This window comes from Spirillospora sp. CA-108201 (assembly GCF_050936235.1).
Classification (GTDB): Bacteria; Actinomycetota; Actinomycetes; order Streptosporangiales; family Streptosporangiaceae; genus Spirillospora.
This window is the reverse complement of record NZ_JBNJNE010000001.1, coordinates 3,841,724-3,853,742: the sequence shown is the minus strand read 5'-3', so window position 1 is coordinate 3,853,742 and position 12,019 is coordinate 3,841,724. Positions and strand designations below refer to the sequence as shown.

10 protein-coding genes are annotated in these 12,019 nt (G+C 72.1%); 6 read left to right on the top strand and 4 right to left on the bottom strand.

Annotated elements, in window-relative coordinates:
* Positions 1–418 precede the first annotated feature (418 nt).
* The 5 genes from ACQEU6_RS18705 (at position 419) to ACQEU6_RS18685 (ending at position 6,631) form a co-directional block, all read left to right on the top strand.
* A complete protein-coding gene (locus tag ACQEU6_RS18705; RefSeq protein WP_499333584.1) occupies positions 419–1,606 on the top strand; it encodes an ROK family transcriptional regulator in 1,188 nt (395 codons plus the stop codon).
* A 28-nt stretch (positions 1,607–1,634) separates the two neighbouring features.
* The gene (locus tag ACQEU6_RS18700) at positions 1,635–3,158 is read left to right on the top strand and encodes a sugar ABC transporter ATP-binding protein (protein WP_499333582.1); all 1,524 of its coding nucleotides are present in this window, start codon (positions 1,635–1,637) and stop codon (positions 3,156–3,158) included.
* A complete protein-coding gene (locus ACQEU6_RS18695) occupies positions 3,155–4,228 on the top strand; it encodes an ABC transporter permease (protein WP_499333581.1) in 1,074 nt (357 codons plus the stop codon). The genes ACQEU6_RS18700 and ACQEU6_RS18695 overlap by 4 nt, the downstream gene beginning before the upstream one ends.
* 91 nt (positions 4,229–4,319) lie before the next feature.
* On the top strand, positions 4,320–5,384 hold the full coding sequence (locus ACQEU6_RS18690) for an ABC transporter substrate-binding protein (protein WP_499333579.1): 1,065 nt from the start codon (positions 4,320–4,322) through the stop codon (positions 5,382–5,384).
* 104 nt (positions 5,385–5,488) lie between these two features.
* Positions 5,489–6,631: a Gfo/Idh/MocA family protein gene (locus tag ACQEU6_RS18685; RefSeq protein ID WP_499333578.1), complete on the top strand. Its 1,143-nt coding sequence runs from the start codon at positions 5,489–5,491 to the stop codon at positions 6,629–6,631.
* Positions 6,632–6,644: 13 nt separating this feature from the next.
* On the opposite strand, the gene ACQEU6_RS18680 is transcribed toward ACQEU6_RS18685, so the two are convergent.
* Positions 6,645–7,739: an RNA-guided endonuclease InsQ/TnpB family protein gene (locus ACQEU6_RS18680; RefSeq protein ID WP_499333577.1), complete on the bottom strand. Its 1,095-nt coding sequence runs from the start codon at positions 7,737–7,739 to the stop codon at positions 6,645–6,647.
* A 204-nt stretch (positions 7,740–7,943) separates the two neighbouring features.
* Here ACQEU6_RS18680 and ACQEU6_RS18675 point away from each other — a divergent pair, with 204 nt between their 5' ends.
* Positions 7,944–8,942: a sugar phosphate isomerase/epimerase family protein gene (locus ACQEU6_RS18675; RefSeq protein ID WP_499333575.1), complete on the top strand. Its 999-nt coding sequence runs from the start codon at positions 7,944–7,946 to the stop codon at positions 8,940–8,942.
* A 445-nt stretch (positions 8,943–9,387) separates the two neighbouring features.
* Here the strand turns inward: ACQEU6_RS18675 and ACQEU6_RS18670 are convergent, their stop codons facing one another.
* The 3 genes from ACQEU6_RS18670 to ACQEU6_RS18660 form a co-directional block, all read right to left on the bottom strand.
* Complete coding sequence (locus ACQEU6_RS18670; RefSeq protein WP_499333574.1) at positions 9,388–10,239, bottom strand: LLM class F420-dependent oxidoreductase; 852 nt, start codon at positions 10,237–10,239, stop codon at positions 9,388–9,390.
* 207 nt (positions 10,240–10,446) lie between these two features.
* Positions 10,447–11,139: a cupin domain-containing protein gene (locus tag ACQEU6_RS18665; RefSeq protein WP_499333573.1), complete on the bottom strand. Its 693-nt coding sequence runs from the start codon at positions 11,137–11,139 to the stop codon at positions 10,447–10,449.
* A 277-nt stretch (positions 11,140–11,416) separates the two neighbouring features.
* Entirely contained in the window at positions 11,417–12,001 is a 585-nt protein-coding gene (locus ACQEU6_RS18660) for a Uma2 family endonuclease (protein ID WP_499333571.1), read from the bottom strand.
* Positions 12,002–12,019 lie beyond the last annotated feature (18 nt).

The window sequence follows — 12,019 nt, the reverse complement described above, 5'->3', positions numbered from 1 at the left end:
CCTTGGCGGCCCTCCATCGTCGATAAAGCGGGCGATCGCTGGCATCGCTCCGGCTCGCCTGGCGGCTCGCTGCGCGATCAGATTCTTGCTTCGCTCGAATCTGCCTCTGGACGCGATCGCGGCCTCCAGGTTGTCGCGGGGTTGCTGTGGTGGCTGAGGTTGTCGCGGTCGTGGGTGCGGGGTGGCGCTTTGCTTGTTCTGGGGTTGAGGTAGGCGTGTAGGTGTGTGGGGTGCGGCCCCGCTCGGTGTGTCCGGTGCACTGGGCGGGGTCGTTGCTTGTCCGTGACTTTGTCCTCTGAGTGGGGAAAGTTTGAGTTCTTTGGGGGAAAGGTCTTCTCAGGGCGGCGAAAGGGGGTTACGGTCTCGGGCATGAGACCGGCGTCACAGGGGCCGGGCGTGATCCCGAGGGGACGGCGTGATGCGCATGTCGGCTCGCCCGCAGAACGTGCACCAGGCACGCCTGCTGCGGCTGCTGCGTGACGAGGGGCCGCGCTCGCGCGCCGAGCTGGGCGACGTCGTCCGGCTGTCGCGGTCCAAGCTGGCCGTCGAGCTGGACCGGCTCGTCGAGCTCGGCCTCGTGGAGGGGGCCGGGCTGGCGGCATCGCGGGGCGGGCGGCGGTCCGGGATCGTCCGGCTGTCGCCGCGGCTGCGGTTCGTCGCCTTCGACATCGGGGCGACCTCGATCGACGTGGCGGTGACCGACGGCGAGCTGGAGGTCCTCGGGCACGTCAGCGAGCGGTGCGACGTCCGGCAGGGCGCGACCGTGGTGCTGGAGCGGGCGCTGGACCTGCTCGGCAAGCTCCGCGACGAGGGCCTGATCCCGCAGGTGCACGGGACGGGCATCGGGGTGCCGGGGCCGGTCAGCTTCCGCGACGGCATGCCGGTCGTCCCGCCGATCATGCCCGGCTGGGACCGGTTCCCGGTGCGGGACGCGATCGGGCAGGAGCTCGGCTGCCCGGTGCTCGTCGACAACGACGTGAACCTGATGGCCCTCGGCGAGCTGCACGCCGGGCTCGCCCGGTCGGTGGACGACTTCCTGCTCGTGAAGATCGGCACCGGGATCGGCTGCGGCATCGTCGTGGACGGCGCCATCTACCGCGGCGTGTCCGGCAGCGCCGGGGACATCGGCCACATCCGGGTCGACGACGACGGCCCGACCTGCGCCTGCGGCAACGCCGGGTGCCTGGAGGCGTTCTTCGGCGGCGCGGCGCTCGCTCGGGACGCGGAGGCGGCGGCGCGGTCCGGCCGCTCGCCCGCGCTCGCGGCCCTGCTGGAGACCCACGGGGAGCTCGCGGCCGAGCACGTCGGCGAGGCCGCCGCGGCCGGCGACCCGTGCGCGGTGCAGATCATCCGGGAGGGCGGCCGGCACGTCGGCCAGGTCCTCGCCGGGCTCGTCAGCTTCTTCAACCCCGGCCTCGTCATCATCGCGGGCGGCGTCGCGGGCCTCGGCCACGCGCTGCTCGCCGAGATCCGCAGCGTCGTGTACCGGCGGTCCGCGCCGCTCGCGACCGGCAACCTCCCGATCGTGCTGTCCGAACTCGCCGGCGCCGCCGGCGCGGTCGGCGGCGCCCGGCTCATCAGCGACCACGTCTTCTCCGCTTCCTGACCCCCTCTCCGGCCCCCGAGGAGGCCCGATGGGCTCGCCCGAACCCGAACCGCTGCTGCGGATGCGCGGCATCGTCAAGCAGTTCCCCGGCGTCCGCGCCCTGGACGGCGTCGACCTCGACGTCCGCCCCGGCGAGGTGCACTGCCTGCTCGGCCAGAACGGCGCCGGCAAGTCCACGCTCATCAAGGTGCTCGCCGGCGCGCACCAGCCCGACCAGGGTGAGATCGTGTTCGGCGGCGCGCCGGCGCGGCTCGCCGGGCCCACCGCCGCCATGCGGGCCGGGATCGCCACCATCTACCAGGAACTGGACCTGGTGGACGGCCTGTCGGTCGCCGAGAACATCTTCCTCGGGCACGAACGTGCCCGGCTCGGGTTCACCCGCCGCGGCGAGGCCGAGCGGGCGGCGCGGGAGCTGCTCGGGCGCCTCGGGCACGGGGAGATCCCGCCGCGCCGCGAGGTCGGGCGGCTCCCGGCGGCGGGCAAGCAGGTCGTCAGCATGGCCCGCGCCCTGTCGCACGACGCCCGCCTCATCGTGATGGACGAGCCGTCCGCCGCGCTCGCCCACGACGAGGTCGCCAACCTGTTCCGCATCATCCGGGAGCTGACCGCCGCGGGCGTCGCCGTGGTCTACATCTCGCACCGGCTGGAGGAGATCCGCGAGATCGGCGACCGGGTGACCGTCCTCAAGGACGGCCGGTCGGTCGCGGGCGGGCTGCCCGCGCGGGGCACCTCCACCGACGAGATCGTGTCGCTGATGACCGGGCGGGACGTGGAGTACGTGTTCCCGCCGCGCCCCGAGCCGCGGGACGGCCGCCCCGAGGTGCTGCGGGTCGAGGACCTCACGCTGCCCGGCGCGTTCGAGGACGTCTCGCTCACCGTCCGCGCGGGCGAGATCGTCGGGCTCGCGGGGCTGGTCGGGTCCGGGCGCTCGGAGATCCTGGAGACCGTCTACGGCGCGCGGCGCCCGGCGCGGGGACGGGTGCTCGTGGACGGCCGCCCCGTCCGTCCCGGCGACACGGGCGCGGCGGTGCGGCGCGGCATGGGCATGGCGCCGGAGGAGCGCAAGAGCCAGGCGCTGCTGCTGAACGAGACCGTCGCCGCGAACGTCAGCGTCGCGTCGCTGCCGCGCTACGCCTCGTTCGGCTGGCTCAGCCGCCGCCGCGAGCTCGCCGACGTGCGGCGCCAGATCGAGTCGCTCGACATCCGGCCGCCCGACCCGCGGCGCCCGGTCGTGACGCTGTCGGGCGGCAACCAGCAGAAGGTCGTGCTGGCCCGCTGGCTGCTCGGCTCGGCCGGGCTGCGGCTGCTGATCCTCGACGAGCCCACCCGCGGCGTGGACGTCGGCGCCCGCGCCGAGCTGTACGCGGTGATCCGCGAGCTGGCGGAACGCGGGATCGGGGTGCTGCTGGTGTCCAGCGAGGTTCCCGAGGTGCTCGGGCTCGCCGACCGCGTCCTCGTCGTCCGGGAGGGGCGCGTCGTGCACACCGGCGACGCCCGCGACCTCGACGAGGGCGCCGTGCTCAACATGATCATGGAGGGGAGTGCCCTGTGACCGGCACCTTTCACTCCGGAGGGTCGGCCCCCCGGACCGAGAAGAACGCGGGCGAGCGCGGCGGGGCGCTCGCCCGCCCGACCGGCAGGAGCGGCGGGCCGCGGCGGCCGTTCGCGCGGGGCAGCGCCGCGGGGAGCCGCGAGATCCACCACCTCGGGCTCGTCGCCGCGCTGGTGCTGCTGGCGGTCGTCGGCCTGGTGACCGAACCGGGCAACTTCGCGACGTCGGGCAACGTCGTCGGCATCCTCGCGCTCGCCGCCACCATCGGCGTGATCACCGTCGGCCAGACGTTCGTGATCATCGGCGGCGGGATCGACCTGTCCGTCGGGTCGGTGATGGCGCTGGCGTCGGTGTGGGCGACGACGGTGGCGACGCAGTCCTACGGCCCGGCGGTGATGGCGCTGTGCGCGGTCCTCGTCGGCACCGGCGCGGGCGTCGTCACCGGCCTGCTGATCTCCTACGGGCGGCTCGTGCCGTTCATCGCCACCCTCGCGATGCTCGTCGCGGCGCGGGGGCTGGCGCAGCGGATGTCGGACCGCAGGACGCAGCTCGTCCGGCCGGAGAACGACGCGATCGAAGCGCTGTCCACCACGAAGGTGCTCGGGTTGCCGCTCGTCGTGTACATCTTCGCCGCGGTCGCCGCCGCCGGATGGCTGCTGCTCAACCGCACCACGTTCGGCCGCCGGACGTTCGCGGTCGGCGGCAACCCCGAGGCGGCGCGCCTGGCCGGCATCGACGTCCGCCGGCACATCCTGATGCTGTACGCGCTGTCCGGGTTCTGCTGCGGCATCGCCGCGCTCATCATCATGGCCCGCACCACCACCGGCTCCAGCACCCACGGCGACCTGTACGAACTGGACGCGATCGCCGCCGTCATCATCGGCGGGACGCTGCTCACCGGCGGGCGCGGCACCGTCGCCGGGTCGATCCTCGGCGTGCTGGTGTTCACCCTCATCACCAACCTGTTCATCCTGAACGGCCTGCAGACCAGCGACCAGCTGATCGCCAAGGGCGCGATCATCGTGGTGGCCGTGCTGCTGCAGCGCCGCGGGCTCCGCTCGCCCACCTGAGGACCTCGCCCGACATCCACCCCCTTGTCCGGCGCCGCGCGTCCCGGGGATCGCGCGGCGGGGGACGCCCATCCCTTGATCAGGAGCAGTCATGCGTGATCAGAGCCCCCGTCCCACCCGCAGAGGCGTCCTGTTCGGCGGCGCCGTCGTCGCGGCGGGCAGCCTCGCCGCGGCCTGCACGAGCAACAGCGCGAAGGACGACCCGAGCCCGGCGGCGCAGGCCGGGTCCCTCTCCGGCGACAACGACAAGCCGGGCAAGCAGGTCACCATCGGGTTCTCCGCGCCCGCCGCGGACCACGGCTGGATCGCGGCGATCGCCAAGAACGCCGAGGGGCAGGCCAAGAAGTACAAGGACGTCACGTTCAAGCCCGTCGAGCCGACCAACGACATCAACCAGCAGATCTCCGCCGTCGAGACGCTGATCCGCGCGAAGGTCGACGTGCTGGTCATCCTGCCCAACGACGGGGAGCAGCTGAACCAGGTCGCCCGCAAGGCGATGGACGCCGGCATCCCGGTCGTCAACCTCGACCGCGTCTTCCCCGACAAGCTGTCGTACCGGACGTGGGTCGGCGGCGACAACTACGGCATGGGCGTCTCCGCCGGCCACTACATCGGCAAGAAGCTGAAGGACAAGGGCGTCTCCAACCCCGTGATCGTGGAGATCCAGGGCATCGCGACGCTGCCGCTGACGCAGGACCGCAGCAAGGGCTTCGCCGACGCGCTGAAGTCCCACGGCTTCACCGTCACCGCGAAGCAGGACGCCAAGTTCACCGTGGAGTCCGGCAACCAGGTCGCCTCCAACCTGCTGCAGGCGCACAAGAAGATCGACGCGCTGTGGAACCACGACGACGACCAGGGCGTCGGCGTGCTCGCCGCGATCAAGCAGTCCGGCCGCAAGGAGTTCTTCATGGTCGGCGGTGCGGGCTCGGCCAACGCGATGCGCGAGATCAAGTCCGGCGGCGGCGTGCTGGAGGCCACCGTCACCTACCCGCCGACGATGGCCGCGTCCGCGATCAAGCTGGGCCGGCTCATCGCGCAGGGCAAGGGCATGGCCGACCTGGTCGAGCTCCAGGTGCCCCAGTCGATCACGCTGGCCTCCGAGACGGTGTTCAAGGACAACGTCGACACCTACATGCCGCTCGGCTTCGAGTCCTGAGCGGCGGGGCGCCGGCGCTCCCGCCCGCCCCCTGGGCAGGGCGGGAGCCCGGCCCGGGGGACGGGGCCTGCCCCCGGAAGACGACACAGAGAGGTGAGCTGAAAATGACGACCGTCGGAGTCGGGATGGTCGGGCACGCGTTCATGGGACGCGCCCACTCCCAGGCGTGGCGCAGCGTGGGGCCCTTCTTCGGGCCGCCGCTGACGCCCGTCATGACCGCCCTGGCGGGACGCTCCGCCGAGCGCGCCCGCGCCGCCGCCGACGCGCTCGGCTGGGCGTCGGTGGAGACCGACTGGAAGGAGCTGCTCCGCCGCGACGACGTCCAGCTCGTCGACATCTGCACGCCGGGCGACAGTCACGCCGAGATCGCCGTCGCCGCGCTCGAAGCGGGCAAGCACGTGCTGTGCGAGAAGCCGCTCGCCAACTCCGTCGCGGAGGCCGAGGCGATGGTCGCCGCCGCGGAGCGGGCGCGCGGCCGCGGCGTCCGGTCGATGGTCGGGTTCAACTACCGGCGCGTCCCCGCCGTCACCCTGGCCCGCAGGCTCGTGGACGAGGGCCGCGTCGGCGCCGTCCGGCACGTCCGGGCCCAGTACCTCCAGGACTGGCTGGCCGACCCGGAGGCGCCGTTCACCTGGCGGATGGACCGCGACCGGGCCGGGACGGGCGCGCTCGGCGACATCGGCGCGCACATCATCGACACCGCCCAGTTCATCACCGGGCAGAACCTCGTCGGGGTGTCGGCGCTGATGGACACCTTCGTCCCGGAACGCCCGGTCCCGGGCGGCGGGACGGCGCGGGTCACCGTGGACGACGCGGCCCTGTTCGTGGGGCGCACCGACGGCGGCGCGCTCGCCTCGTTCGAGGCCACCCGGTTCGCCACCGGCCGCAAGAACGCGCTGCGGATCGAGGTCAGCGGCTCCTCCGGCGCCCTGGCGTTCGACCTGGAGTCGCTGAACGAGCTGTGGTTCCACGACCGCGACGAGGACGGCGCCACCGCCGGCTTCCGCAAGATCCTCGTCACCGAGCCCGTCCACCCGTACGCGGACCGGTGGTGGCCGCCCGGCCACCTCCTCGGCTACGAGCACACGTTCACGCACCAGGCCGCCGACCTGCTCACCGCGATCGCGGACGGCGCCGACCCGCGCCCGTCGTTCGCCGACGGCCTCCAGGTGCAGCGCGTCCTCGCCGCCGTCGCCGCGAGCGCGCAGTCCCGATGCTGGGTCGACGTCGAAGGGAGCGCATCCTGACTTCCTCTCCCGCCTAAGCGCGGGTGATTCCAGCGGTCGCCCGCTGGGGTTCCTGCTTCACCGACGACCGCCCCGTTCGGGAGGAGTCCCGTTGAGGTCTTACACCGTCTCCACAGGTGGTCACCGCCAGCCCGGCGGCCAGGATGTTGCGCGCGGCGTTCACATCGCGGTCATGCACGCCGCCGCACTCGCATGTCCATTCGCGGACGTCCAGGGGCAGCCTCTCGCGGACCATGCGGCAGGTTCCGCGAAGCTTGGAGCTGGGGAACCAGCGGTCGACCACTACCAGGTCGCGCCCGTACCAGGCGCACTTGTACTCCAGCATGCGGCGCAGCTCCCGCCATGCCGCGCCGGAGATGGCGCGGGCGAGCCTGTGGTTCTTGAGCAGGTTGGCGACGGTGAGGTCCTCGATCACGACCGTTTGGTTCTCACGGACGAGACGGGTCGACAGCTTGTGCAGGAAGTCACGGCGCCGATCGGCGATCCGCGCGTGCACCCGGGCGAGTCTGCGGCGGGCCTTGTCCCGGTTCGCCGAACCGGGGGCCTTGCGGGACAGGTCTCGCTGTGCCCTGGCGAGACGGGCGCGGTCACGCCGCTCGTGCCGAGGGTTGGCGATCTTCTCCCCGGTGGACAGGATCACGAGGGAGGTGATGGTGTCCTGGCACAGCAGGGACACGAACCAGCGGCCCGCACTATCACGCGACACCGTCACCGTGGACGGCTCCGCCCCCTCGGGCAGCGGACGCGACCACCGGATGTCCAGCGGCGCCGCCATCTTCGCAAGCGTCAGATGCCCGTCGCGCCAGGTGAAGGCGCTGCGGGTGCACTCGGCCGACGCACGGGACCTCTTGCGCGACTTGAACCGCGGATAGGCGGCCCGCTTGGCAAAGAAGTTGGTGAAGGCCGTCTGCAGATGGCGCAGCGCCTGCTGGAGCGGGACGCAGGACACCTCAGACAGGAAGGCCAGGTCCTCGGTCTTCTTCCACTGCGTCAACGCGGCCGAGGACTGCGCGTAGGAGATCCGGCGTTTCTCGTCGCGCCAGGTCAGGGTGCGCTCCTCCAGCGCCTTGTTGTACACCAGCCGCACGCAGCCGAACGTTCGCGACAACTCTGCCGCCTGTTCATCGCTGGGGGGAGAAACGGTACTAGAACGCCCGCCTGACCTGCCGCGCCATGGCCCACAATCTGTCGACTCGGGTGTGAGCACAGACGCCGAATCGCCCTGCATACGACTCGCCATTCCTTGCCCTGCTCAGCAGGGGCTTCGGTTCCTCCCCGGTCTGACGACCGGGGTATCCACGAAGGAGAACTGATGGCTCGACCCGTCACGTTGTTCACCGGCCAGTGGGCCGACCTGCCGTTCGAAGAGGTCTGCCGGCTGGCGTCCGGCTGGGGCTACGAGGGCCTGGAGATCGCCTGCTGGGGCGACCACTTCGAGGTCGGCAAGGCCCTCGCCGACGACGGCTACGTCCCGCGCAAGCTGGAGACCCTCGCCAAGCACGACCTCAAGGTGTGGGCGATCTCCAACCACCTCGTCGGGCAGGCCGTCTGCGACAACCCCGACGAGCGTCACCGGGCGATCCTGCCCGAGCGGATCTGGGGCGACGGCGAACCCGAGGGCGTCCGGCGCCGCGCCGCCGCCGAGATCATGGACACCGCGCGGGCCGCCGCCCGGCTCGGCGTCGACACGGTGGTCGGCTTCACCGGCTCCTCCATCTGGCACACGGTCGCGATGTTCCCGCCCACCCCCGAGGCGATGGTCGAGCGCGGCTACGCCGACTTCGCCGAACGCTGGAACCCCATCCTGGACGTCTTCGACGAGGTCGGCGTCCGGTTCGCGCACGAGGTTCACCCGAGCGAGATCGCCTACGACTACTGGACGACCGTCCGGACCCTGGAGGCCATCGGGCACCGCCCCGCGTTCGGACTGAACTTCGACCCGTCCCACTTCGTGTGGCAGGACCTCGACCCGGTCGGCTTCCTGCTCGACTTCCGCGACCGGATCTACCACGTCGACTGCAAGGACACCAAGGTCCGCACCGGCGACGGCCGCCGCGGGCGCCTCTCGTCCCACCTGCCGTGGGCGGACCTGCGGCGCGGCTGGGACTTCATCTCCACCGGCCGCGGCGACGTCCCGTGGGAGGACGTCTTCCGCGCCCTCAACGCCATCGACTACACCGGCCCGATCTCCGTCGAATGGGAGGACGCCGGAATGGACCGCCTCCAAGGCGCCCCCGAAGCCCTGGAATTCGTCCGCACCCTCAACACCATGGAACCCCCGACAACCGCATTCGACGAGGCGTTTTCATAGCTTTTTTCTCCTCCTTCGGGCCTGGCGGCCCTCCATCGTCGATAAAAGCGGGCGATCGCTGGCATCGCTTCGGCTCGCCTGGCGGCTCGCTGCGCGATCAGGTTCTCGCAAGCTCGAACCTGCCTTCGGACGCGATCGCACCAGTGAGGTTGTCGCGTGGTTGCGGTGGGGGCTGAGGTCGGTGCTGTGCTTATGGCAGTGCTCTCCTCCTTCGGGCCCTGGAGGCCCTCCATCGTCGGGCTCTGCGGCGATCGCTGGCATCGCTTCGGCTCGCCTGGCGGCTCGCTGCGCGATCAGGTTCTCGCAAGCTCGAACCTGCCTTTGGACGCGATCGCACCAGTGAGGTTGTCGCGTGGTTGCGGTGGGGGCTGAGGTCGGTGCTGTGCTTATGGCAGTGCTCTCCTCCTTCGGGCCCTGGAGGCCCTTCGGCGTCGGGCACTGCTTCTCAGGAGGCGGGGTGGGCGCCCAGCACGCGCGGGGCGTGGTCGGTTACGAAGCGTTCTAGCTCGGACGCCGTGACGCCCATGGGCGGGACGACGATGAGGCGGTCCACGCCTAGTTCGCCGTATTCGCGGACGAAATCGGCGTTCGGGGGGCGGGGCGGGCTGAGTGAGATGTGGAGGGGCGCGCGGGCCGCTTCGGTGGTGAGAGTTCGCAGCTGGGCGATCGCCTCCGCGGCGGCGCGGCGGCCGAGCATCCAGCCGTACCAGCCGTCGGCGTGGCGGGCGGCCCGGCGCAGCGCCGCGGGGCTGTGGCCGCCCGCCACTACGGGGATCGGCCGCTGCACGGGACGGGGGTGGGCGTCCACGCCCGCGAAGTCGACGTGGCGGCCGTGGAAGGCGGGCTCGCCGTCGTACCAGAGCGACCGCATCGCCGCGAGGTACTCGTCGGCGCGGGCCCCGCGCCCCTCTGGCGCGACGCCGACCGCGCGCATCTCCGGTTCCAGGTATCCGGCGGCCATGCCGAAGACGAGCCTGCCGCGGCTGAGCACGTCGAGGCTCGCGAGCTGCTTGGCGAGAACCAGCGGGTTGCGCTGCGGCAGGACGACCACGCCGGTGCCGAGCGCGATCCGCTCGGTGCGGCCGGCGAGGTGGGCCAGGGCGACCAGCGGGTCCAGGAACGGCGCGTCCGGCTCGGCGGGGGACGGCGCGACGCGCGGGCGCGGCAGCACGACGTGGTCACCGGCCCAGACCGAGTCGTACCCGAGTTCCTCGGCCAGGGCGGCGATCCGGGCGGCGACCTGCGGATCGGCACAGGCATGCATGTTGACGGCGAAGAGCCCGAGGGTGGGTGCCATCCGTAGATGATCCAACTTTTCTAAGATCGAGTCATCTCCGCCGTCGCCGCAACCACGCGACGACCTCAATGGCCGCGATCGCGTCCGAAGGCAGGTTCGAGCGGAGCGAGAACCTGATCGCGCAGTGAGCCGCCAGGCGAGTCGGAGCGATGCCAGCGATCGCCGCAGTGCCCGACGATGGAGGGCCCTCCGGGGAGGAGAGGACTGTCAGAAGACAAAGTCTTCGAAGTCGAAGCCGGGGGAGACCACGCAGCTCACCAGGACTTCCTTGTCGGTCGCTGGGCGGGCGGCCTGCCAGGCGCCGGGTGGGACCAGGGCCTGCGGGATCTGTCCGCCTGCGACGTCCGCGCCGAGGGTGATGGTCTCGGGTGTCGGCGACGGGTGGTCGCCGTCGCCGCCGAGGAGCAGTGCCAGCGGGCCGCCGGAGTGCCACAGCCACAGTTCCGCCGACCGGACGGCGTGCCAGATCGACTCCTCGCCGGGCGGCAGCAGGAAGTAGATGGCGGTCGCCGCGGCGCGCTCTCCCGGGTAGCCGTCCGGTGTGAACGTCGCGTTCGATCGCCACGTCTCGCGGTACCAGCCGCCCTCGGGGTGCGGCAGCAGGTCGAGGGCCTCGGCGGTCACCGGGCGGTCCAGGGCCGCGACGTGCCGGCCGTGGGGGGCGCGCCGCAGGTAGCGGACGCGGGAGGCGGTCGTGCGGTCGATCGCGCCGCGCGCCGGCACCGCGCCGGGGGCGGGGTCCAGGGTGACGGCGAGGAGCTGGCCGCCGGTGAACTCCTGGTCGGCGAAGGTCAGCAGGTCCGCCTCGTTGTCGGGCGCCCACACCGCCCCCGCCTCCCGCAGGACGAACCGGGGACCGGATTGGGCGCGCCAGGCGTCGAGCGTCGTGAGGAGCAGCACGCTCCGAGCCTAGACCGTCGGCACGGCCTCGCCGGCGACCCGGTCGCGGCGAGCGCGGCGATCCGAACGGCGTGTCGCAGACGCAGCAACCCATCGCCGCAACCACGCGACAACCTCAATGGTCGCGATCGCGTCCGAAGGCAGGTTCGAGCGGAGCGAGAACCTGATCGCGCAGCGAGCCCTTGGGCGAGTCGGAGCGATGCCAGCGATCGCCCGCGGTGCCCGACGATGGAGGGCCCTCTGGGCCCGAAGGAGGAGAAAAGCTAAGAAAACACCCTCAGTCCATCTCGGAGAGGCGTGCCGGGTCGAAGGCGATCGGGTAGGGGGTGTCCAGGCTGACGGTCTCGCCGGAGCGTGCCTTGCCGGTGAGCTCGTAGCGGCCGTCCTGGAGTTCCAGCAGGGTGACGGCGGGACGCGGCTCCAGGTCGACGAGCCAGTAGTGCGGGATGCCGGTCGCGGCGTACTCCTCCACCTTGCGGACGCGGTCGATCTGCTCGTTGACCGTGCGCGGCGTGACGACCTCGGCGACCAGGATGAGGTCGGGGCCGTAGTAGGTGCGGGTCTGGCGTTCGAGCGCCGCGCGGGCCACGTCGCGGGCGACGACGAAGACGTCCGGCTTGCGGACGCCCGCCGGGGTCGTGACGTCCTGCGGCGCGCCGGCGACGTGCACGTCGGCGTCCGCCTGCCGGGCCGCCTCCTTCAGGACCGTCTTCAGCTGCGCGGCCGCGTGGTCGTGCCACAGGTCGCCGGGCAGCTCGTTCAGCCAGCCGTCGGCGAGCTCGTAGCGGCGGCCCTCCTCGGGGAGCGCGTCCAGGTCGTACAGCGTGTACGGACCGTGCGCACGGCCGACCGTCCCGCCCATGGATCCCCCTCACCTCGA

What these genes read in the sequence shown, in the direction of transcription:
- ACQEU6_RS18705 (WP_499333584.1), top strand. Translation starts at nt 419, where the DNA reads ATGCGCATGTCGGCTCGCCCGCAGAACGTGCACCAGGCACGCCTGCTG.
- ACQEU6_RS18670 (WP_499333574.1), bottom strand. Translation starts at nt 10,239, where the DNA reads ATGGCACCCACCCTCGGGCTCTTCGCCGTCAACATGCATGCCTGTGCC.
- ACQEU6_RS18690 (WP_499333579.1), top strand. Translation starts at nt 4,320, where the DNA reads ATGCGTGATCAGAGCCCCCGTCCCACCCGCAGAGGCGTCCTGTTCGGC.
- ACQEU6_RS18700 (WP_499333582.1), top strand. Translation starts at nt 1,635, where the DNA reads ATGGGCTCGCCCGAACCCGAACCGCTGCTGCGGATGCGCGGCATCGTC.
- ACQEU6_RS18685 (WP_499333578.1), top strand. Translation starts at nt 5,489, where the DNA reads ATGACGACCGTCGGAGTCGGGATGGTCGGGCACGCGTTCATGGGACGC.
- ACQEU6_RS18660 (WP_499333571.1), bottom strand. Translation starts at nt 12,001, where the DNA reads ATGGGCGGGACGGTCGGCCGTGCGCACGGTCCGTACACGCTGTACGAC.
- ACQEU6_RS18675 (WP_499333575.1), top strand. Translation starts at nt 7,944, where the DNA reads ATGGCTCGACCCGTCACGTTGTTCACCGGCCAGTGGGCCGACCTGCCG.